This is a genomic window from Mesorhizobium sp. M0052, from assembly GCF_040323255.1.
Taxonomy (GTDB): domain Bacteria; phylum Pseudomonadota; class Alphaproteobacteria; order Rhizobiales; family Rhizobiaceae; genus Mesorhizobium.
Map to the genome: position 1 here is coordinate 204,848 of NZ_JAMYUS010000006.1, position 21,810 is coordinate 226,657.

Below are 21,810 nucleotides of genomic sequence, written 5' to 3' on the forward strand. Positions count from 1 at the left end.
CCATGTCCATGGTGAATGGTGAAATGGTGAAATGGTGAATGGTGAATGGTGAATGGTGAATGGTAGTGAGAGCGCCTTCTTTCACTATTCACTATTCACTATTCACCCATTCACACGCCGCGCATCGCTGACGCTCGAATTATCCTTGAGCTGCGACAGCAGCCGGTTGAGGTGCTTCAGATCCCAGACTTCGAGATCGATCAGCATTTCGGTGAAGTCGGGCGCGGTGCGCACCATCGACAGCGTATGAATGTTGGCGTCGTTGGAGGCAACGACCTGGGCGATGTCGGCGAGCGAGCCCGGCGCGTTGATGGCGGTAACCGAGACGCGCGCCGGAAAGCGCTCCTTGGTCTGCTCGTCAATGTCCCAGCGCACGTCGATCCAGCGCTCCGGCTGGTCGTCGAAGGCCTGCAGCGCCGGCGACTGGATGGGATAGATGGTGATGCCGGTGCCCGGCTGGACGATGCCGACGATGCGGTCGCCAGGCACGGCCCCTTCCGGCGCGAAACGCACCGGCAGGTCGCCGCGCACGCCGCGGATCGGCACCGCGCCATCGCGCGGCTGGTCCTTGTCCTTGCGCGCGGCTCGGCTGCCGGGCATCTGGAACAGCATGCCGGCGGCGTTGCGGATCTTCGACCAGCCCTCCTCGCGCTGCTTGGGGGCGCTGACGGTGACGCGCTCGTCCTTGTAGTCTGGGAAGACCGCCTTCATGACGTCGGTCGAGGCAAGTTCGCCGCGCCCGACCGAGGCCAGCACATCTTCGATGTCCTTGCGCGCCAGCCGGTGCAGCACCGGCTTCAGGCTTTCCTTGGTGAAGGTCTTGCCGGCGCGTTCGAAGGCGCGCTCGAGAATGCGGGCACCAAGACCTGAATATTGCTTGCGAATGGCGTTCTTGGTGGCGCGGCGGATGGCTGAACGCGCCTTGCCGGTGACCACCACCGACTCCCAAGCCGCTGGCGGCACTTGCGCCTTGGAGCGGATGATCTCGACCTCGTCGCCGTTTTTCAGTTCGGTCATTAGCGGCATGATGCGGCCGTTGACCTTGGCGCCGACGCAGGTATCGCCGACGTCGGTGTGCACGGCATAGGCGAAGTCGATGGGGGTGGCGCCGCGCGGCAGAGCGATCAGCATGCCTTTCGGCGTGAAGCAGAACACCTGGTCCTGGAACAGCTCCAGCTTGGTATTTTCGAGGAAGTCTTCCGGGTTGTCGCCTTCTGCCAGTTGCTCGATGGTGCGCCGCAGCCAGGCATAGGCGTTGGTCTCCTTCGAGATCGCATGGGCGGCACCGTTCGTCTTGCCGCCGGTGTCCTTGTAGATTGAATGGGCGGCGACGCCATATTCGGCGATCTTGTTCATCTCGCGGGTGCGGATCTGCAGTTCGACGCGCTGGCGTGATGGGCCGACAATGGTGGTGTGGATCGAACGGTAGTCGTTCTGCTTGGGCGTCGAGATGTAATCCTTGAAGCGGCCAGGTACCATCGACCATGTGGTGTGAATGGCGCCGAGCGCGCGGTAACAGTCTTCGACGCTGTCGACGACGACGCGGAAGCCGAAGATGTCCGAGAGCTGCTCGAAGGACAGCGCCTTGGCCTCCATTTTGCGGAACACCGACCAAGGCTTCTTCTGCCGGCTCTTCACGCCGGCGTTGATGGCATGCTTTTCGAACAGCGCCGACAGCGCCTTTTCGATGTCGGTCAGCACGCCCTTGTTGCGCTCGAATATCTCGGCAAGCCGCGCGGTGACGGCGCGATAGGCTTCCGGATTGATGAAGCGGAAGGCGATCTCTTCCAGTTCCTCGCGCATGCCTTGCATGCCCATGCGCCCGGCGAGCGGCGCATAGATGTCCATCGTCTCCTCGGCGATGCGCAGGCGCTTGGCCTCGGGCATGTGGTCGAGGGTGCGCATGTTGTGCAGACGGTCGGCGAGCTTGACCAGCAGAACGCGGACATCCTCCGAGATGGCCAGCAACAGCTTGCGCAGGTTTTCCGCCTGCTCGGCCTTCTTGGAGACGAGATCGAGCTTCTTCAGCTTGGTCAGGCCTTCGACCAGCTTGCCCATTTCGGGGCCGAACAGATCGTCGATCTCGGCCCGCGTCGCGGTGGTGTCCTCGATCGTGTCATGCAGCAAGGCGACGGCGATCGTCGCCTCGTCCATGTGCATTTCGGTGAGGATGGCGGCGACTTCGAGCGGATGCGAGAAATAGGGATCGCCGGAAGCGCGCTTCTGGTGGCCATGCTTCTGCATGGCGTAGACATAGGCCTTGTTGAGCAACGCCTCGTTGACGTCAGGCTTGTAGCGCGCAACGCGCTCGACAAGCTCATACTGACGCATCATGGGCGGGTTCTCACGGTGCTGAAATGATTGATGCGCCGCACTGATGTACGGCGCATCTCATAGATAGCCACGAAACTCACGGGACGGAAGTGCCGGAACCATATTCCCGGCAGGTCCAGGGCAGCGATTAGTAGTCGTCGCTCTTTTCCGGGGGAACCAGGCCCTCGATGCCGGCCAAAAGGTCTTCCTCGGTCATGCGATCGAAGGTGACGTTTTCTTCGGCGTCGTCGGCATCGGTAGCTGCAACTGCGTTGCCGGTCTGGTCGGCGATCGCCTCGCCGTCGGCCTCGGGCTCGTCGACCTCGACATGCTTCTGCAGCGAGTGGATCAGATCTTCCTTGAGGTCGTCGGGCGACAGCGTCTCGTCGGCGATCTCGCGCAGCGCTACGACCGGGTTCTTGTCGTTGTCGCGGGGCACGGTGATCGGCGCGCCCTGGCTGATCTGGCGGGCACGGTGGCCGGCGAGCAGCACGAGCTCGAAGCGGTTGTCGACCTTGTCGATGCAGTCTTCAACGGTTACGCGGGCCATTGATTGCCCCTTTCATGCCTGGATTTGATGGAAAACAGGCGCGGTCCATAACCCGAACGCCGCCAAAATACAAGCATTATGGCGCCGTGGCCCCATCGGCTGGCGAATGCCAGTCTCTGGCGCCGGTGAATGCCTTGCCGGCAAAGCCCGCCTACCGGCGACGACACGGCTCCGATCACAATTGCTTGCAGTGCGCCCCGGCACCCTTGGATTGCCGTAAAACTGGCGCTATCTCGGTTGACGAAAGGTCAGCCGGTTTATTTACGAGCCGACCGATATAACGACCCATTTCGATTAGTCCGCCACCTATTTCGAAAAAGGAATATTGCCATGTTCGACCCCCGTGAAAAAATCGCTCTTTTCATAGACGGCGCCAATCTCTACGCCACCTCGCGCGCACTCGGCTTCGACATAGACTACCGCAAACTGCTGTCCAGCTTCCAGAAGCGCGGCTATTTGCTGCGCGCCTATTACTACACCGCTCTGGTCGAGGATCAGGAATACTCTTCGATCCGCCCTTTGATCGACTGGCTCGACTACAATGGCTTCAAGGTGGTGACCAAGCCGGCCAAGGAATTCACCGACTCGACCGGCCGCCGCAAGATCAAGGGCAATATGGACATCGAACTGACCGTCGATGCGCTCGAACTTGCCGATGTTGTCGATCACTATGTCATCTTCTCCGGCGACGGCGACTTCCGCACACTGGTCGAAGCGCTGCAGCGGCGCGGCCGCAAGGTCTCGATCGTCTCCACCATGGCCTCGCAACCACCGATGATCTCGGACGATCTGCGCCGCCAGGCCGACCATTTCATCGATTTGACCTCGCTGAAGAACGAGGTCGGCCGCGATCCCTCCGAACGGCCGGTGCGCAGGCCCGAGCCGGCCGAAGTCGAAGAGGAAGACTATTGACGGCGGCGGCCTTGGACGCCGCTCCCGAACCCGACCGCGACTGCCCGCTCTGCCCGCGCCTGCATGATTTCATCGCAGACTGGCGGCAGCGCGAGCCGTCGTGGTTCAATGCGCCGGTGCCGACTTTCCTGCCGCCTGATGGCGAGGACGCCGTCGAGCTGCTGATCGTCGGGCTGGCGCCCGGCCTGCGCGGCGCCAACCGCACCGGGCGACCGTTCACCGGCGACTATGCCGGCGACCTGCTCTACTCAACGATGATCGCTCACGGTTTTGCCCGCGGCGAGTTCAAGGCGCGGCCGGATGACGGGCTCGAACTGATCGGCACCGCGATCACCAATGCGGTGCGCTGCGTGCCGCCGGAGAACAAGCCGGTCGGCGCCGAGATCGCCACTTGCCGCAGCTTTCTGGTGCCGACGATTGCACGCTGTCCCAGATTGCGCGCCGTGCTGGCGCTGGGCTCGATCGCCCACCAGTCGACCGTCAGGGCGCTGGGCCAGCGCGGCGCTGCCTATCCGTTCAAGCACGGCGGTCGGTTGCCGGCCGGCGGCGTCACGCTGTTTTCCAGCTATCACTGCTCGCGCTACAACACCAACACCGGTGTCTTGACGGAGACGATGTTCGTCAAGGTTTTCAGCGACATCGCCGAGTTCCTGCGCAATTAAGCCTTCAGAACCCCGCCAGCACGATCTTGCCCTTGGCTTGCCCGGGCGCGGATGACGAAGCTTGCCGAAAGGCAGGCACGACGAGACAGGCGCTCTCCAAAGCCTTGAGCGGCGACGGGAACCCGGAATTGCGACAATTATGAAGGTCCGGAAGCGCTCGGTCTGAAACCGACCTTCGTTAGCGCGCAGACTGGCCCGAACGCTGGGTAGGGCCGATCAGCGCCGCGATGTTTGGTTCCAATCTCGCGCCGGTCGAGCACGCCAGGTCAAGGCGCGGCAAACAACTCAGCCAGCTTCTCCTGCCCGCCCTTCAGCACACTCAGATCGACATCGCCGACGATGCCGTCGACGCGGCCCATATTGTGGTACTGCCAGTAGATCCAGTCGTTGCGACCTGGCTCCAGGAGCAACGAGCGACGCCAGAGCGGGCGAACGTCGATTTTCCCGGCATAGGCGTCCTCGGCCTCGTCGGTCAGGTAGATGATCGCCGGCTTGCCGAACGCAGCTTCAACCGGTCCGAGGAAGGCCTGGAGTTCCGCGCTCAGCTGCTCCGGCGACGGGCGTTGCGGGCAGTTGCCGCCGAATTCGATGTCGACGACCGGCGGCAGCAGCGGCTGGTCGTGCGGCACCACCGCGATGAAATTTTTCGCCTGGTCGGCGCCCGGCCGGCAGAAGGTGAAGAAGTGATAGGCGCCGACGGCAAGTCCGGCCGCGCGCGCCTCGCGCAGGTTTTTGGCGAAGGCATCGTCGACATGGTCGCCGCCCTCGGTCGCCTTGATGACAGCGAAGGCGACATCGTCGGCGGCAACGCGCCGCCAGTCGATCTCACCCTGATGATGGGAAACGTCGATACCCCTGACCGGATAGCTGTCACGATCCGGCGAGAACGTCCGGAAATAGAAGATGCCACCTGCGGCGACGATGCCGGCGAAGACCAGACTGGCCGCACCCCAGAGAATGATCCGGTTCTTCAAGCCTTTCCCCATCGTATGTCGCTGGAAACTTGAAAGCCGATGTGGCTTTTCTGGGGCTGTGGCTCGAGGTTCTTAGCCCCGTTCCTTCATGAGCCGGCCCTTTTCGCGCGACCAGTCGCGCTGCTTTTCGCTCTCGCGCTTGTCGTGCAGTTTCTTGCCGCGGCCGACGGCGAGGAGCAGCTTGGCACGGCCCTGGTCGTTGAAGTAGATTTTCAGCGGCACCAGCGTCATGCCTTCGCGGTCGATGCTCTGCGCGAGTTTTGCCATCTCGCGCTTGTTGAGCAGCAGCTTGCGGCGCCGCCTGGGCTCGTGGTTGAAGCGGTTGGCCTGCAGATATTCCGGCAGATAGGAATTGATCAGCCAGATCTCGCCACCCTCGACCGAGGCGTAGCTGTCCTGGATGTTGGCCTGGCCCTGGCGCAGCGATTTGACCTCGGTGCCGGTCAGCACCAGGCCGGCCTCGACGGTGTCGAGCACCTCATAGGAAAACCGCGCCTTGCGGTTTTCCGCAACGGTCTTGTTGTTGGGATCGGCTTTTCTGACCTGGTTCATGATGCGGAGAGGTGGCGCCTCATCCTTAATTTATCAAGCCGGCGTGCTTCATCGCCGCATCGATCTTCTCGGCGGTCGACGCCTCGATGGTCACCAGCGGCGAGCGCACCACGTTCTCGACCTTGCCAATCTTCGACAGCGCGTATTTGACGCCGCACAGGCCGGGCTCAAGGAAGATCGCCTTGTGCAGCGGCAGCAGACGGTCCTGCAATTCCAGCGCCTTGGCGCTGTCACCGGACAGTGTGGCTTCCTGGAATTCGGCGCACAGCCGCGGCGCGACATTCGACGTCACCGAGATGCAGCCGACGCCGCCATGGGCGTTGAAGCCGAGCGCCGAGGCATCCTCCCCTGAAAGCTGGATGAAATCCTTGCCGCAGGTAGCGCGCTGTTCGGACACGCGCTCGACCTTGCCGGTGGCATCCTTGACGCCGACGATGTTCTTGAAGTCGTGCGCCAGCTTGCCCATCGTCTCCGGCATCATGTCGATCACCGAGCGCGGCGGGATGTTGTAGATGATGATCGGCAGCTTGGTCGCCCTGGCGACGGCGGCGAAATGCTCGTACAGGCCGCGCTGCGTCGGCCTGTTGTAATAGGGTGTCACGACCAGAGCGGCGTCGGCACCCGCCTGCTCGGCATATTGCACCAGACCGACCGCTTCCGCGGTGTTGTTGGAGCCGGCGCCGGCCACGACCGGAGCGCGCCCCTTGGCCACCTCGATGCAGACCTTGACGACATGGCGATGCTCGTCATGCGACAGCGTCGGCGACTCGCCGGTGGTGCCGACCGGGACGAGGCCCGTCGTGCCCTCGCCAAGTTGCCATTCGACGAAGGCGCGAAAGGCTTTCTCGTCGAAACGCCCGCTCTTTTCGAACGGTGTCACGAGCGCAGTAAGCGAGCCTCTCAGCATGTCGTCCAACTCCTTGGAACTTGTTTGTTTATGCATGTCGTCGTCCCAAAACCGGTTCCCACTTTTGGGCGACTGCATCGGGCGCCTTCTAGCCGAAAGCGAAGCCGCGCACCATAGTCTCGACACTGTTGCGCGGCAAGCATGCCGATGGTGCCAGCAAGCGCAATTCGAACGGCCTCGATAACCCTTTGTTTACGGGCTCTTCACGACCTAAGTCTAGGCTCTCGGGCACCTGGGCTTGCCATCTAAAGTGCCGCAACAGGGAAAGATCAGGATCATGCCGGCCGGTCGGCCACTCCGCTTCATATTGCTTGGCGCCGTTGCCCTGCTGATAGTGGGGACGGCGGCAAACGAGAGCGTCGACGAGCAGACGACCTCATCGATCCCGATGCCTGACATGCAAGACAGAGCGCAGACCGATGCGCCCTCCGCCAATATCGCCGTGTTGAAAGGCAGTCTCGACGCGTTGGCGACCGGCGATATCGCCGCGGCACGAGCGGTGCGCGAAACATTGCCGGCCAGTTCGCTGGACCGCCATATCCTGGCCTGGGCGATCGCGCTCTATGGCGGCGACCGTGTGCCGAGCAGCGAGATTGCCGATACCGCAAAGATGTTGCCGAATTGGCCGGGCACCATCGCTCTGCGCAAGAACAGCGAGCGCGCGCTTTGTCGCGAAAACCCCTCGCCGCAGACCGTGGTGAAAGCCTTTGACGGCAGCCAGCCGCTGACCTTTCAAGGCGTGGTCATCCTTGCCCGTTCTTATGTAGCTCTTGGCAACACCAAGGCTGCGCTTTCCGTGCTGTCGCCATTCTGGCGCACCGAGAAGCTGGAAGCCAGGGACGAGGCGGCCGTCAGCAAGGAGTTTGGCGCCATCATTCCGGTTGCCGACCATCGTTTCCGCATGGAACGGATGTTTTATGCCGACCGGGAGAATTCGGCACTGCGGGTCGCAGCACTTGCCGGCGCGCAATCGCTGGCCGATGCCTGGGCCGCCGCCTCGCGTGGCGACAAGAACGCGGCCAAGCTGTTGAAAGCGGTGCCTGCCGCGCAGCAATCGGCCGGCTATTTCTTCGCGCAAGCCGAATATCTGCGCAAGCAGCGGAAGTTTGCGGACGCCGCCGCGGTGATGATGAAAGCGCCAACGAGCCGCGACGCGCTGGTCGATCCCGATGCCTGGTGGGTCGAGCGCCGCGTGCTGTCGCGCGCACTGGTCGACCAGGGCGACTGGAAGACCGCCTACAAGATCGTTGCCGCGCATGCCGCCGAAAGCCCCGCCAGCGCCGCCGAGGCCGAATTCCACGCCGGCTGGTATGCGTTGCGCGGCCTTAACGATCCTGCGACGGCCTCGACCCATTTTGCCCGCATCGCCGATCTCGCGCAGGGACCGATGTCGCTGTCACGCGCCTATTACTGGCTTGGCCGCGCGGCGGAAGTCGGCGGTCCCGGCAATGCGAAGGATTATTTCACCAAGGCGGCAGCCTATGGCACCACTTTCTACGGGCAGTTGGCGGCGGAACGGGTTGGCTTGCGCACGCTGAACATCGTCTATCCCGAGCCAAGCACTGCCGACCGCCAAAGCTTTGACGGCCGCGAAGCCGTCAGCGCCATCAAGCGGCTGCAGGAGGCGGGCTACGACCGCTATGCCGAGACGCTTTACCGCGACCTCGCCGGGCAGTTGACCAGCCCCGGCGAGCTGGCGCTGCTTGCGGTGCTGGCGGAAAAGCAGGGCAATCATTTCATGGCGCTGAAGATCGGCAAGATCGCCGGCGCGCGCGGCATCGATGTCGGCGCGCTGTCGCATCCGCTGGGCGTCATTCCCGACACCGCCGACATATCCGGCTCGGGCAAGGCGCTGGCCTATGCGATCGCCCGCCAGGAAAGCGAATTCAATGTCGGCGCCGTCTCCAGCGCCGGCGCGCGCGGCCTGCTGCAGCTGATGCCGGGCACCGCCAAGCAATTGGCGAAGAAGGCAGGACTGAGCTTTTCCCAGGATCGGCTGACCAGCGATGCCGGTTACAATGCGACGCTGGGGGCTGCCTTCCTTGGCGAGCAGCTCGACCGCTTCGGCGGCTCCTATGTGCTGACCTTCGCCGGCTACAATGCCGGCCCTAACCGCGCCAGCCAATGGGTAGCCAAGTACGGCGACCCGCGCGGCAAGGGCATCGACGCCGTCGTCGACTGGATCGAGCGAATTCCCTACACCGAAACAAGAAGTTACGTGCAGCGCGTGATGGAGAATTACGAGGTCTACAAGATGCGCATTTCGGGGAAGTACGATATCGTTGGGGATTTGGTGAACGGAAGAGGCTGAGGCCGCAGAGCTGTCGCCACGGGCAGACGTTGGCGATCCTTCGCGCCCCCCTTGCCGGCCATCTCCCCCACGAGTGGGGAGATCAGCTGTCATTGCCGATTCCGCCGATCTCCAACGTCGAAGGAAGGGCGTAGCGCCTGAACCGCCAATCTCCCCCCTCGTGGGGGAGATGTCCGGCATTTCCAAGAGTGTCAGCTTGCCGACAACCCTCGATTTGACCGCTCCCACCCTCGCCTGTAGCAGACGGAGACAATCCGGACAGGGAGTCCTTTTAATATGTCGAGCACCGACGGCTTCTCCGACTTTTTCTACACCGCGCCGGACGGGCTCAAGCTTCACGCCCGCGTCTATGGCGAGACCAATTCGGCAGACTGGCAGGTCGTTTGCCTGCCCGGCCTGACCCGCAACGCGCGCGATTTCCATGAGCTGGCGCTTTATCTGTCGCAGCGAACCGACAATCCGCGCAAGGTCATCGCCTTCGACTACCGTGGCCGCGGCCAGTCCGCTTACGATCCTGATATCTGCCACTACAATGTCGGCATCGAAGCCGGCGATGTCCTCGCCGGACTGGCCGCTCTGAACGTCGAGGAAGCGGCCTTTATCGGCACCTCGCGCGGCGGGCTGATCATCCACGTGCTCGGCGCGCTGCGGCCGGCCGCGCTGAAAGCCATCGTGCTGAACGACATCGGACCGGTGATCGAGGCCGCGGGGCTCGCCTATATCCAAACCTATCTCGACCCGGCACCGAAACCGAAGAGCCGCGCTGAGGCGATCGATGCCCAACGCGTCGCTCACGGCGCGGATTTTCCCGCTCTGACCGCAGCGGATTGGGAGCGGATGGTGTCGGCCCTCTACCGCGAGACGGACGAAGGCCTCCTGCTGCCGGATTTCGACACGCAGCTGGTCGAGACGGTGGCGGGCCTCGACCTCAGCAAGCCGTTGCCGGATCTGTGGCCGCAGTTCGAGGCGCTGGCGGCCATACCTTTGCTTGCCATTCGCGGCGCCAACTCGAAACTCCTGTCGGCCGACACACTCGACGAGATGCAAAAGCGTCATTCCGGCATGGAAGCGATCACCGTCGAGGGCCAGGGCCATGCGCCCTTCCTGGAGACAGGCAATCTGCCGGGCGCTATCGCGGCTTTCCTGGATGGAGCGGAAAGTTTGGGTCGGATAAAGTAAACCCCAAGATCAAATCTGACCTTGGGATTGTCAGCAGAATATAGATTCGCTTCGACGCAGAAAATTCTCACTCCCAGCTACACTGGCAGCGACCAATCTTCGAGGTTGGCGCCGCCCCTCATCCGCCTCCCCGTCCTCCGCAGCAACTGGGCTGCAGCTGCGGAGGGTGGACCGGCACCTTCTCCCCGTTCACGGGGAGAAGGGACAAGCTATTTGGCTTTCGAGCTTTTCCGGGGCGCCTTGGCCGCTTTCGCTGCGGTTGTTTCGCCCTTTTTTGCGGGCGCCGGCGCTGAAGGTGTGGTCAGCGGCGATGCGAAGGCCGAGCTTTGCGCGCCGCCAGCCAGCCCCTCGCCGCGGGGCGTTTCCAGCACGACGACGCAGCCGTCGAGATCGTTGGTGGCCAGATGCGCATAGCGCATGGTCATCGAAAGCGTCTGATGGCCGAGCCACATCTGCACGCGGCGGATGTCGATACCGCCCTGGACCAGACGCGACGCGCAGGTATGGCGCAAGATGTGCGGCACCACCTGGTCGTCGGCGCCGAGACCGACTTCAGCCTTGGCATCGTTCCAGATGGCGCGAAACTGCGCCTGGCTGAGTTTGGTGAACGGGCCCTTGGGCCGGCGGCCCTCCGACGGGGGCAGTTTGATGACCTCCTTGACCCGCTCGGTCATCGGGATGGTGCGGCTGCGGCCGGATTTGGTGATCCAGAACGAGACGCGATGTTCCTGGATATCGTTCCAGATCAGTCCGAGCGCCTCGCCGAGGCGGCAGCCGCTGTCGACAAGAAAGACCGAGAGACGGTAGGCATCTTCGCTGCGGGTCCTGATGGCGGCGAACAGCCTTGCTTCTTCGTCCCTTTCGAGGAAACGAATCCGTCCCGCCCGCTCCTTCTGGCGGCGGAACTCGGGCAGGCTGTGGATATCTCCCATCTTGTAAGCCTTGCGCAGCAGTTTGCTGAGGGCAGCCATCTTTCGATTGATGGTTGCGTTGCTGTTGCCGCGCTGGCGCAAGGTGCCGATAAGACTGTCCAGGGTGCTCTGGTCGAAGGCGCTGAACCGTTCTCCGAGGAGAATCTCGTCTATTTCGCCGATGAAGGAGCTGACATTGTATTTATGTCGCCCATCATCCCAGAGTATGTCTCGGTACGCTGAAAAAAGCTCTCCGACCCGGTGCGACTTTACTTCTCTGATCTTGTTGTAGCTGTATTTTATCTTCGCATTTTGAGAAGAGAACATTGAGAAATGTTCGGAGGGCTCGCCCTCTTGTATCGCGTCGATGGTCATAAATTACCACACCCCCGAGTGGATAGAGTCAGACCTACCCGCTTGGAAGCGTCCTTTCAAGAGATTTAATCACGCAGTTGTGAATTCATCCGCCCATTAGCGGATCCCACGAACTCACCCTACGGACTGTTCAGCTGCCGATTCCCCCTGTTCCTTCTGCTTGTCTTGACCCAGTCACGAAACAAAAACAGCCCGGGCGTTGAAGCGCCCGGGCTGGTATTCACCTGTCTAAAGCCAGCCCTTAGAACGAGCGCTGGAAGCGGAGCATGCCGCCGATGGCGTCGTCGCCATCAGTAATACCGGTCCAGTTGTGGTTCGAGCCAAGGGTATCGACCTCGTCGATCTTGCCTGCATTGACGTAATCGACTTCGGCCGTGACCGTGAAGCCGGGAACCACGTCGTAGGCGATGTTCGCGGCGATGCCGAGGTTCTCACCTTCGTCATACGAGACCTGGGCGTTGAACGAGGTCTTCTCGTTGATGGTGTAGGTGCCACCACCCCAGACTGCCCAGTTGCCGTCCCACTGCTTGTAGAAGCCGCGACCGCCGGCCGGGAACGCATAGAGCGGGTCCGTGTAATTGTCGTCGGTGCCATAGCCGGCCATGATGAAGAGCGACAGGTTCTGCATCGGGGTGATGTCCAAACGAACCTTGCCAGCGACTTCTTCATAGTTGCTGTCGTAAGCGAGCACGCCGGTGATGGCGCCCCAGCCCTGCGTGTACTTCAGGCCGCCGACGACATGCGGAACGTAGCTGTCGATCGTGCCGACGCCGTAGGAACCGACCGTGGAGCCGCCCGCGCCCGAGCCTTCTTCGAGAGAGATCACGGCCGAGAAGCCGTTGCCCGCGTCGAAGTAGTACTGGATGACGTTGGTGTCGAAATCGCCGTAGGGAACGAGCGTATCCTGGATGACGTTGCCGGCATAGCCGATGAACGTGTTGAAGGCCGATTCGTCCTTACCGACGCGCAGGCCACCAAGCTGGATCCAGGCGAAGTTCAGCGAAGCACCGGTGTTGCCGGCAGGATTGACGTCACCAAGCGCGCCCGCATCACGGTTGTTGTTCTGGAAGTTGAAGCGGGTCTCAGTGTAGGTCTTCAAGGTGCCGAGCTCGGTTTCCTGGCCGGTCCAGGTCTTCAGCGAGAAGCGGGCCTTTTTGTAGTAGGTGTCGTTGCTGCCGCCGTCCTCAACGTCGGCGGACGTCGCACCGTCGAACGAACCGACGTCGCCGACGCCGATGTCGTAACGGACATAGCCGCCGATGCGCAGGCAGGTCTCGGTGCCGGGGATGTAGAAGTAGCCCGAGCCGTAAACGTCGCAGATCTTGACGTATTCAGCCGGTTCCGGCTCGGCAACGACGACGGCGTCGGCGGCGCGCGCACCGGAAACTGCGATCAGGGCCGCAGCGGAGCCGAGAAGAAGGCTCTTAATGTTCATTTTCTGACCTCCAGTCAAAAGTTAAAAAACGGGTCTGGGTATTCTTTGCTGAAGGACAGCGTTCCCTGCCCCATCCCCACTACCGAAAAAGATGCGCACCGCGCCGCTCCTTCGAAATCGACATTACCCATGAGCCGGCGGCGTTCAACCACGATCGTACCGGCGAAAGGGCTATGCGGGCGCTATCCCCATGCGTTGTTGCACAAATGACACGATTTGGCCTCAGTCAGAAAGCTCTCATTAACTATCGAAGGGCCCGCAAGCCTTTGCCGCAGCGCCGGAATGCGGCCGAATCCGGCGAGGAACGGCCGAGATTGCGGCCATGTCGCCGAGTCGCCAGCCAGGGAACTGCCGCAGAATCGCCGCATGAAAAGGCGGCGCTGCGGCCGAATCCGGAATTTTCAGAGATAATGACGTCGGCTTGTTGATTGTGCCGGCGCTTTTCTTTATCCAGCGGCGCAACGGAGAGGTGGCCGAGTGGTCGAAGGCGCTCCCCTGCTAAGGGAGTAGAGGTCAAAAGCTTCTCGTGGGTTCGAATCCCATCCTCTCCGCCATCCTGCTTCGCTCTTCGAGCTTCGCAGGACAAGCCCCCCTCAGCGCGAAGCAGGATGGCGGAGAGAATGCCCTCCGAGGCCTTGGCGTAGGAGGGCCGGACCGCGTGGTGTGCTACCTGCCGCGCAGCGTAAGCCCAGAGAACCCCTTGCAAAATTCGATTGGCAGTCCTGCTTCGCTCTTCGAGCTTCGCAGGACAAGCCCAACCCTCAGCGCGAAGCAGGAAGGCGGAGAGGATGCCCTCCGAAGCCTTGGCGTAGGAGGGCCGGACCGTGTGGTGTGCTACGTGCCGCACAGCGTAAGCCAGAGAATCCCTTCCAAAATTCGATTGGCAGTCCTGCTTCGCTCTTCGAGCTTCGCAGGACAAGCCCACCTCAGCGCGAAGCAGGATGGCGGAGAGGATGCCCTCCGACACCCGGCAAAGGAGAGCAGCTCATGTGGTATGTGTATCTTCTGGAGAGTGCGGCTGCCGAAGGCGAACGCTATATCGGCATAACGACGGACCTGAAACGACGGCTTGTCGAGCACAATGCGGGGAAATCCAGCCATACATCCAAGTTTCTGCCGTGGCGGATCGTCACCTATATGGCCTTTTCGAACCAGGCCAAGGCAGCTTCATTCGAGCGCTATCTCAAATCCGGTTCAGGGCATGCTTTCGCAAACAAGCGCCTGTGGTGATGGCCGCATCACCCGCAGCAAAGTCCATTTTTCAATAAACCTCAACAATAACAACTGATTACAGCGAAAACGCCTGTCGCCGGCTTCACTGTCTTGTTCGATTCTGACTGGAGGTCAGAAAATGAACATTAAGAGCCTTCTCCTCGGCTCCGCTGCGGCCTTGATCGCAGTTTCCGGTGCGCGCGCCGCCGACGCCGTCGTCGTCGCCGAGCCGGAACCGGCTGAATACGTCAAGATCTGCGACGTCTACGGCGCCGGCTACTTCTACATTCCCGGCACCGAAACCTGCCTGCGCATTGGCGGCTATGTCCGTTACGACATCGGTGCCGGCGACGTCGGCTCGTTCGACGGTGCGCGGTCGTTCGACCATAAGGATGGCGACGAGCAGGATACCTTCTACAAGAATGCCCGTTTCACGCTGAAGACCTGGACCGGCCAGGAAACCGAACTCGGCACCTTGAAGACCTACACCGAGACCCGCTTCAACTTCGGCAACCGCAACGGCTACCCGTCGGCAGACGATCCGACGACCGAAGCAGACGAGTTCAACTCCAACCCTGCCGGCAACAAGAACGTTTCGCTGAACTTCGCCTGGATCCAGCTCGGTGGCTTGCGCGTCGGCAAGGACGAATCGGCCTTCGACACGTTCATCGGCTACGCCGGCAACGTCCTTCAGGATACGCTCGTTCCCTACGGCGATTTCGACACCAACGTCGTCCAGTACTACTTCGACGCCGGCAACGGCTTCTCGGCCGTGATCTCTCTCGAAGAAGGCTCGGGCTTTGACACGATCGACAGCTACGTTCCGCATGTCGTCGGCGGTCTGAAGTATACGCAGGGCTGGGGCGCCATCACCGGCGTCGTCGCGTACGACAGCAACTATGAAGAAGTCGCCGGCAAGGTGCGTTTGGACATCACCCCGATGCAGAACCTGTCGCTGTTCATCATGGGCGGCTACGGCACCGACGACAATTTGACGGACTCGAGCTATGCGATCGACGCTGGCGGCCGCGGCTTCTACAAGCAGTGGGGCGGCAACTGGGCTTTCTGGGGTGGTGGCACCTACACCATCAACGAGAAGACCTCGTTCAATGCTCAGGTCTCCTATGACGAATGGAAGAACCTCGGCGTCGCTGCGAACATCGCCTACGACGTTGTTCCCGGCTTCACGGTCACGGCCGAAGTCGACTACCTCAACGCAGGCAAGTTCGACGACGCCAACTTCTCCAACTTCACCAACGCCGACAAGAAGAGCAGCATTGGCGGTCTCCTCCGCTTCCAGCGCTCGTTCTAACCGGCAGAGCCTGGCTGAAAATCGAACCCGGCGGGCAACCGCCGGGTTTTTCTTTTTGAAGCATCCGTCGCCATAGTCATTGGCTGCAGTGCTGGCCTTCAAAAGGCTGCCGCCTACCGGCGGTCAGGTCGTAGAGCGTGGCCACCCGCGCCGATTTCATCACGGGCGTCATGGCCACTATTTCCAGCCGCGCCAGAACTTGCGCCGTCCTATTGGGCACGCTAGCAAGAAGGCCCATCTTCTCGTGAGCCTTTGCCATGCGCCAGCGCCCTGCCCTCACGCCGCTTGTCGGCGCGCTTCCCTCGACGGTGCCGTTTGTCGGACCGGAAGCGCAGGAGCGCGAGCGCGGACGTGCTTTTCGCGCCCGCATCGGCGCCAATGAAAGCAGCTTCGGGCCTTCGCCGCGCGTTATCGCCCGTATGGAGCGCGTCGCGCGTGACCAGTGGATGTATTGCGATCCCGACAATTACGATCTGAAGCAGGCTGCGGCCCGCCATCTCGGCGTCGGCGCCGAAAACGTCGTCGTCGGCGAAGGCATAGACGGGCTGCTCAGCCTGGTGGCGCGCATGTATGTCGCGCCCGGCGACGCAGTGGTCACCTCGCTCGGCGCCTATCCGACCTTCAACTTCCACATTGCCGGCGTCGGCGGCCGGCTGGTCACGGTGCCTTACGAGAACGACAAGGAAAGCCTGGACGGCCTGCTCAAGGCAGTCATCAAGGAGAAGGCGCCGCTGGTCTATCTCTCCAATCCGGACAATCCGATGGGCAGCTGGTGGGAAGCAGGAGATATCACCCGCTTCGTCGAAGCGTTGCCGGAAACCACCATGCTGGTGCTCGACGAGGCCTATGGCGAATTGGGGCCGGCCTCGGCGCTGCCGCCGATCGATGTCGCGCGGCCCAACGTCATCCGCATGCGCACCTTCTCCAAGGCATACGGGCTGGCCGGCATTCGCTGCGGCTATGCGGTGGCGGAAGCCGAGGTGATCCGCGATTTCGAGAAGATCCGCAACCATTACGGCGTCAGCCGCATGGCGCAGATCGCCGGCGTCGAGGCGCTGGCCGACCAGGACTGGCTGCACAGCGTGGTGGCGCGAGTTGCTGCCGGCCGCACACGTATAGCCGGGATTGCGGAGACGAACGGGCTGAAGCCGCTGCCATCGGCGACCAATTTCGTCACCATCGACTGCGGCCAGGACGGCGCCTTCGCGCTGAAAGTGCTGCAAAACCTTTTGTCGCGCGACGTTTTCATCCGCAAGCCGATGGCGCCAAGGCTCGAACGTTGCATCCGGGTCAGCGTCGGCCTCGATCATGAACTCGACATCTTTGCCGAGGAACTGCCCGGCGCACTCGCCGCGGCGCGGGGAAACTAGCCCCGCCGATTGCCATCGCAACAGAGCCTGCCGAGGCCGCCAAGGCCAAAACAGAATCAGCCGCGACCCCGACTCCGTCGATCCAGCAGCAATCCGACACTCAAGCCTGTTGCTTTCGTCCGATTCCGCGCCAGTTTCTGTGCATGGGAGGCAACGATGGATGACCGGCAAAAGGCGGTGCAGGCGAGCGTGCATGGTAAGGTGCAAGGCGTCGGCTACCGGATGTGGGCGCGAGGCGAAGCGACAGGGCTTGGCCTCGTAGGTTGGGTACGCAATGAACGAGACGGCACCGTGACGGCCTCGATTGCCGGTGCCGATGCTGCGGTTTCCACAATGATCGAACAGCTCCGGCAAGGGCCAAGGGGAGCTTCGGTTTCGAAGGTCGAGACCGAGGAATTCGAACTCCTCGACGCGCCCATCGACTTTCGGATCATCGTCTAGACGGAACCACTTTATTGCCGCTTGAATTAATTGAACGTTCGTTTTATTACTAGGTATCGGAAGACGTTCATGGCACGCACAACGGGATCCGACGGCGAAAAAACTGAAGCGGCCGTCCGGGAGGCTGCGGTCAGCCTGATCGCCCGCTTCGGCTACGAGGCAATGTCGATGCGGCAGCTTGCCGCCGAGGTCGGCGTCCAGGCCGCCGCGCTCTACCGCTATTTTCCGACCAAGGAAGACCTGCTGTTCACGCTGATGCGCGAACATATGGAAGGGCTGATCGAAGCGTGGGACGCCGCACGCCCCGACGCTGCCGATCCGGCAACGCGGCTTGCCGCCTATGTCGAAAACCACATCGCTTTCCACATCGAGCGCCGCCACTCCACCCATGTCTCGAACATGGAATTGCGCAGCCTGTCGCATGACCGGCTGACGCAGATACTGCGCATGCGCACCGCCTATGAGAAGGAGTTGCGCGCCATCCTGCGCGACGGCGCGGAGGCCGGCGCCTTCAGTGTCGATGACACCGGGCTCACTGCCATGGCCCTGATCCAGATGATGACCGGCGTCATCGTCTGGTTCCGGCCGGGCGAGCGGCTGTCGATGGCTGAAGTCACGGCGACATATCTTTCAATGACAATGCGCCTGGTTGGCGCGAAGATCGAAATCGGGGAGGAACGGCATGTACACGAACACACTCAGCTTCGGGCATGACGAGGACATCGAGGCGCTGCGCGATCTGGTGCGCCGCTTTGCCCAGGAGAAAATAGCGCCGATCGCTGCCGAGATCGACCGCAGCAATCAATTCCCCACGCATCTGTGGAAAGAGCTCGGCGCGCTCGGCCTTCTCGGCATCACCGCCGATCCCGATTTCGGCGGCAGCGGCATGGGCTATCTTGCCCACGTCATTGCGGTGGAAGAGATTTCGCGCGCCTCGGCCTCGGTTGGTCTCTCCTACGGCGCCCATTCGAACCTCTGCGTCAACCAAATCAACCGCTGGGCGACGCCGGCGCAGAAGGAGAAATTCCTGCCGGCATTGTGCTCGGGCGAAAGGGCAGGTGCGCTGGCCATGTCGGAATCGGGCGCCGGCTCCGACGTCGTCTCGCTCAAACTGCGCGCCGAAAAGCGCAACGACCGCTATGTGCTCAACGGCTCGAAAATGTGGATCACCAACGGCCCCGACGCCGAAACGCTGGTGGTCTACGCCAAAACCGATCCGGAGCGGAAATCGCACGGCATCACCGCCTTCATCGTCGAAAAGACGATGGCCGGCTTCTCGGCATCGCCAAAGCTCGACAAGCTCGGCATGCGCGGCTCCAACACCGGCGAACTGGTGTTCGACAATGTCGAGGTGCCCTATGACAATGTGCTGCATGAGGAGGGCCGCGGCGTCGAGGTCCTGATGTCGGGCCTCGACTACGAGCGCACCGTGCTCGCCGGCGGACCGCTCGGGCTCATGGCGGCCTGTCTCGACGTGGCGATCCCCTATGTGCATGAGCGCAAGCAGTTCGGCCAGCCGATCGGCGAGTTCCAGCTCGTGCAGGGCAAACTTGCCGACATGTATTCGACGATGAACGCCGCGCGCGCTTACGTTTATGCTGTCGCGGCTGCCTGCGATCGCGGCCTGACGACACGCAAGGATGCCGCTGGCTGCGTGCTGTTTGCCGCCGAAAAAGCGACGCTGATGGCGCTCGACGCCATCCAGCTGCTTGGCGGCAACGGCTATACCAACGAGTATCCGACCGGCCGGCTGTTGCGCGACGCCAAGCTCTACGAGATCGGCGCCGGGACCAGCGAAATCCGCCGCTGGCTGATCGGGCGCGAGATCATGGCGGAAGGGGTTTAGTGCCTGCCAAGATGGCAGGCTGTAGTTTTGCGGGTATCGAGAGACAAGTAGGGCGATAGATGGTTACGTCATCGGGGCATCCAGTCACAAGGCGGGGGATATTTGCGATGGCTTTGTTTTCCACAATCGCTGGCTTTCTCGGGCGCGCGAAGGCTCAGAAGCGTCGCTTTTCTAATATGGCGGAATTCAGAGAGCTCGTAATTGCCGAATTCAAGCGGCAGCCGGGTGTCGATAGCGCTGTCGCAGACCCATCGGATCCTGCAAAAATCGGTGCAAAACTCGATGGCGCAGAAGTGACGGCAGACGTCACAAACGTGTTCGGGCACTTGAACTCATACCCCGACGAAGACGCCGATGCGGCCATACGCAGGCTAGTCCGAGGCCTCGCCGAAATACGATCTAGGGCGAGTGAAGAAAGTCTGATCGCGGTGATACGGACCCAGCAGTATGTCGAGCACCTCAGATCGATGGGTTTGGATTTATTGTGCGAACCGCTGGTTGGTGAAATTGCGGTCGTATACATGGCCGACCTTCCCGATTCAGTCTCACCTGTTGCTCCGAAGGACTTCCCCGGCCGGGCGCTTTCGGATTTGCGCGATGTCGCACTAGACAATGTGAAGAAATGGCTGCCGAAAATTGTCTCCGACGGCCAGATTGGCACATTTTATCTCTATTACGTCGACGGCAATACGATGCTCTCCACGAGCCTTGTGCTGCTCGACGAGTTCTGGCTGTCGATCAAAGCACAGTTTCCCGGCGATGTTTTATTTGCGCTGCCGCGCCGGGATCAATTGTTCATCTTCGATGCGAGCAATCCGAAGGCCCAAAGCGCGGCCAGACAGATGATCGACGTCACGTTCAAGGATGGCTTCAATCTGCTATCCGATAAAATTTTCGAACGCCGCAACGGCAAACTCCTAGCGCAGGTGTAGAGATCGATATGGCCGTACTTCAAACCCAGATCTCCCCTTCCTCCGAAGCCTTTCGCGCCAACACCGAGCGCATGCGGGCTCTGGTTTCCGACATTGCGGACAAGGCGGCAAGCGTCGAGCGCGGTGGCTCGGAGGAGGCGCGCGAGCGTCATGTTTCGCGCGGCAAGCTGTTGCCGCGCGAGCGGCTGGCGCAGTTGCTCGACACCGGCTCGCCTTTCCTCGAGATCGGCCAGTTCGCGGCATGGTCCATGTATGGCGAGGAGATTTCCTCGGCCGGCCTCGTCGCCGGCGTCGGCCGTGTCGAAGGCACCGAGGTGATGGTCGTGGTCAACGACGCCACGGTGAAGGGCGGCACCTATTATCCGCTCACGGTGAAGAAGCACTTGCGCGCACAGGAGATCGCGCTGCAAAACAATCTACCTTGCGTCTATCTGGTCGACAGCGGCGGCGCCAACCTGCCTAATCAGGACGAGGTGTTTCCCGATCGCGAGCATTTCGGCCGCATCTTCTACAACCAGGCCAACATGTCGGCGGCCGGCATTCCGCAGATCGCCTGCGTCATGGGCTCATGTACTGCGGGCGGCGCCTATGTGCCGGCAATGTCGGACGAGACGATCATGGTGCGCAACCAGGCGACCATTTTTCTCGGCGGCCCGCCTCTGGTGAAGGCGGCTACGGGTGAAGATGTCAGCGCCGAGGAGCTTGGCGGCGCCGACGTGCACACCAGGCTGTCCGGTGTCGCCGACCACTATGCGCTGGACGACGAACATGCGCTGGCCGTCTGCCGGCGCATCGTCAAGAACCTCAACCGGCGCAAGACCGTAAGCCTGAGCTTACAGGAACCCGCGCCGCCGCTTCACGATCCGCGTGAACTCTATGGCATCGTGCCGACGGATTTGCGCCAGCCCTATGATGTGCGCGAGGTGATCGCGCGCGTCTTCGACGGCTCCGAGTTCGACGAGTTCAAGCAGAATTACGGCACCACGCTGGTCACCGGCTTTGCCCATCTTCAGGGCATGCCGGTCGGCATCATCGCCAACAATGGCGTGCTGTTTTCCGAAAGTGCTGTGAAGGGCGCGCATTTCATCGAGCTGTGCTGCCAGCGCAAGATCCCGCTGATCTTCCTGCAGAACATCACCGGCTTCATGGTCGGGCGAAAGTACGAGGCCGGCGGCATCGCCAAGGACGGCGCCAAGCTGGTGATGGCGGTTGCCACCGCCAAGGTGCCGAAGGTGACGATGATCATCGGCGGGTCGTTCGGCGCCGGCAATTACGGCATGTGCGGACGCGCCTACTCGCCGCGGTTCCTGTGGATGTGGCCGAATGCGCGCATTTCGGTGATGGGCGGCGAACAGGCGGCGACCGTGCTGGCGGTGGTCAAGCGCGAGGGAATCGAGCGCAAGGGTGGTGAATGGAGCGCGGACGAGGAAGCGAAATTCAAAAAGCCGATCCTGATGAAATACGAGCATGAGGGCCATCCGCTCTACTCCTCGGCGCGGCTATGGGACGACGGCATCATCGACCCGGCGAAAACGCGCGAGGTGCTGGCGCTCAGCCTGTCGGCCGCGCTCAACGCCGACATCGAGGAAACGAAGTTCGGCGTGTTCAGGATGTAG

Annotated in this window: 20 protein-coding genes and 1 tRNA gene; 13 read left to right on the forward strand and 8 right to left on the reverse strand. The window is 61.9% G+C overall.

Translation table 11 applies throughout. The annotated features are described in order from the left end of the window. Positions 1 to 102: 102 nt before the first annotated feature. A complete protein-coding gene (locus NKJ77_RS10250) occupies positions 103 to 2,334 on the reverse strand; it encodes a RelA/SpoT family protein (RefSeq protein ID WP_352535101.1) in 2,232 nt (743 codons plus the stop codon). A 127-nt stretch (positions 2,335 to 2,461) separates the two neighbouring features. Then, complete coding sequence (gene rpoZ, locus NKJ77_RS10255) at positions 2,462 to 2,863, reverse strand: DNA-directed RNA polymerase subunit omega (RefSeq protein ID WP_023670235.1); 402 nt, start codon at positions 2,861 to 2,863, stop codon at positions 2,462 to 2,464. Positions 2,864 to 3,193: 330 nt separating this feature from the next. Here rpoZ and NKJ77_RS10260 point away from each other — a divergent pair, with 330 nt between their 5' ends. Beyond that, entirely contained in the window at positions 3,194 to 3,775 is a 582-nt protein-coding gene (locus tag NKJ77_RS10260; RefSeq protein ID WP_023670234.1) for a LabA-like NYN domain-containing protein, read from the forward strand. Continuing rightward, on the forward strand, positions 3,772 to 4,437 hold the full coding sequence (locus tag NKJ77_RS10265; protein ID WP_352535103.1) for a uracil-DNA glycosylase: 666 nt from the start codon (positions 3,772 to 3,774) through the stop codon (positions 4,435 to 4,437). Before NKJ77_RS10260 ends, NKJ77_RS10265 begins: the two co-directional genes overlap by 4 nt. A 266-nt stretch (positions 4,438 to 4,703) precedes the next feature. On the opposite strand, the gene NKJ77_RS10270 is transcribed toward NKJ77_RS10265, so the two are convergent. The 3 genes from NKJ77_RS10270 to dapA form a co-directional block, all read right to left on the reverse strand. Continuing rightward, a complete protein-coding gene (locus tag NKJ77_RS10270) occupies positions 4,704 to 5,411 on the reverse strand; it encodes a glycoside hydrolase family 25 protein (RefSeq protein ID WP_352535105.1) in 708 nt (235 codons plus the stop codon). Between the two features lie 72 nt (positions 5,412 to 5,483). Continuing rightward, positions 5,484 to 5,963, reverse strand: coding sequence for an SsrA-binding protein SmpB (gene smpB / locus NKJ77_RS10275; RefSeq protein WP_023687280.1), 480 nt, complete (start codon positions 5,961 to 5,963; stop codon positions 5,484 to 5,486). 25 nt (positions 5,964 to 5,988) lie between these two features. Continuing rightward, positions 5,989 to 6,870, reverse strand: coding sequence for a 4-hydroxy-tetrahydrodipicolinate synthase (dapA, locus tag NKJ77_RS10280; RefSeq protein WP_352535174.1), 882 nt, complete (start codon positions 6,868 to 6,870; stop codon positions 5,989 to 5,991). A gap of 277 nt (positions 6,871 to 7,147) precedes the next feature. Between dapA and NKJ77_RS10285 the strand changes: the two genes are divergently transcribed. Together NKJ77_RS10285 and NKJ77_RS10290 are read left to right on the forward strand one after the other, a co-directional pair. Beyond that, positions 7,148 to 9,181 carry a lytic transglycosylase domain-containing protein gene (locus tag NKJ77_RS10285; RefSeq protein ID WP_352535107.1) on the forward strand — a complete coding sequence of 678 codons (2,034 nt, stop codon included), beginning with the start codon at positions 7,148 to 7,150 and terminating at the stop codon, positions 9,179 to 9,181. 276 nt (positions 9,182 to 9,457) lie between these two features. Then, positions 9,458 to 10,360 carry an alpha/beta fold hydrolase gene (locus tag NKJ77_RS10290; protein WP_352535109.1) on the forward strand — a complete coding sequence of 301 codons (903 nt, stop codon included), beginning with the start codon at positions 9,458 to 9,460 and terminating at the stop codon, positions 10,358 to 10,360. A gap of 209 nt (positions 10,361 to 10,569) precedes the next feature. On the opposite strand, the gene NKJ77_RS10295 is transcribed toward NKJ77_RS10290, so the two are convergent. Together NKJ77_RS10295 and NKJ77_RS10300 are read right to left on the reverse strand one after the other, a co-directional pair. Further along, a complete protein-coding gene (locus tag NKJ77_RS10295) occupies positions 10,570 to 11,598 on the reverse strand; it encodes a tyrosine-type recombinase/integrase (protein WP_352535111.1) in 1,029 nt (342 codons plus the stop codon). A gap of 289 nt (positions 11,599 to 11,887) precedes the next feature. Then, the gene (locus NKJ77_RS10300) at positions 11,888 to 13,081 is read right to left on the reverse strand and encodes a porin (RefSeq protein ID WP_352499559.1); all 1,194 of its coding nucleotides are present in this window, start codon (positions 13,079 to 13,081) and stop codon (positions 11,888 to 11,890) included. A gap of 463 nt (positions 13,082 to 13,544) precedes the next feature. On the opposite strand from NKJ77_RS10300, the gene NKJ77_RS10305 reads away from it, so the two are divergent. The 3 genes from NKJ77_RS10305 (at position 13,545) to NKJ77_RS10315 (ending at position 15,605) form a co-directional block, all read left to right on the forward strand. After that, a tRNA-Ser gene (locus NKJ77_RS10305) sits at positions 13,545 to 13,635 on the forward strand. A gap of 433 nt (positions 13,636 to 14,068) precedes the next feature. Continuing rightward, on the forward strand, positions 14,069 to 14,311 hold the full coding sequence (locus NKJ77_RS10310; RefSeq protein WP_023699414.1) for a GIY-YIG nuclease family protein: 243 nt from the start codon (positions 14,069 to 14,071) through the stop codon (positions 14,309 to 14,311). 121 nt (positions 14,312 to 14,432) lie between these two features. Further along, positions 14,433 to 15,605 (forward strand): porin, encoded by a 1,173-nt coding sequence (locus NKJ77_RS10315; RefSeq protein WP_352535113.1) that lies wholly within the window; start codon positions 14,433 to 14,435, stop codon positions 15,603 to 15,605. Positions 15,606 to 15,681: 76 nt separating this feature from the next. Here NKJ77_RS10315 and NKJ77_RS10320 read toward each other — a convergent pair whose 3' ends face one another. After that, the gene (locus tag NKJ77_RS10320) at positions 15,682 to 15,864 is read right to left on the reverse strand and encodes a hypothetical protein (RefSeq protein WP_023832463.1); all 183 of its coding nucleotides are present in this window, start codon (positions 15,862 to 15,864) and stop codon (positions 15,682 to 15,684) included. On the opposite strand from NKJ77_RS10320, the gene NKJ77_RS10325 reads away from it, so the two are divergent. From NKJ77_RS10325 to NKJ77_RS10350, 6 genes are all read left to right on the forward strand, one after another. Then, the gene (locus NKJ77_RS10325) at positions 15,863 to 16,975 is read left to right on the forward strand and encodes a pyridoxal phosphate-dependent aminotransferase (RefSeq protein ID WP_023832462.1); all 1,113 of its coding nucleotides are present in this window, start codon (positions 15,863 to 15,865) and stop codon (positions 16,973 to 16,975) included. The genes NKJ77_RS10320 and NKJ77_RS10325 overlap by 2 nt on opposite strands. A gap of 156 nt (positions 16,976 to 17,131) precedes the next feature. Continuing rightward, entirely contained in the window at positions 17,132 to 17,416 is a 285-nt protein-coding gene (locus NKJ77_RS10330) for an acylphosphatase (RefSeq protein WP_023832461.1), read from the forward strand. Positions 17,417 to 17,485: 69 nt separating this feature from the next. After that, complete coding sequence (locus tag NKJ77_RS10335) at positions 17,486 to 18,130, forward strand: TetR/AcrR family transcriptional regulator (RefSeq protein WP_023692832.1); 645 nt, start codon at positions 17,486 to 17,488, stop codon at positions 18,128 to 18,130. Next, a complete protein-coding gene (locus NKJ77_RS10340) occupies positions 18,099 to 19,262 on the forward strand; it encodes an isovaleryl-CoA dehydrogenase (RefSeq protein WP_023687268.1) in 1,164 nt (387 codons plus the stop codon). The genes NKJ77_RS10335 and NKJ77_RS10340 overlap by 32 nt, the downstream gene beginning before the upstream one ends. A 107-nt stretch (positions 19,263 to 19,369) precedes the next feature. Continuing rightward, entirely contained in the window at positions 19,370 to 20,194 is an 825-nt protein-coding gene (locus NKJ77_RS10345) for a DUF1444 family protein (protein ID WP_196815099.1), read from the forward strand. A gap of 8 nt (positions 20,195 to 20,202) precedes the next feature. Beyond that, complete coding sequence (locus NKJ77_RS10350) at positions 20,203 to 21,810, forward strand: carboxyl transferase domain-containing protein (RefSeq protein ID WP_023832459.1); 1,608 nt, start codon at positions 20,203 to 20,205, stop codon at positions 21,808 to 21,810.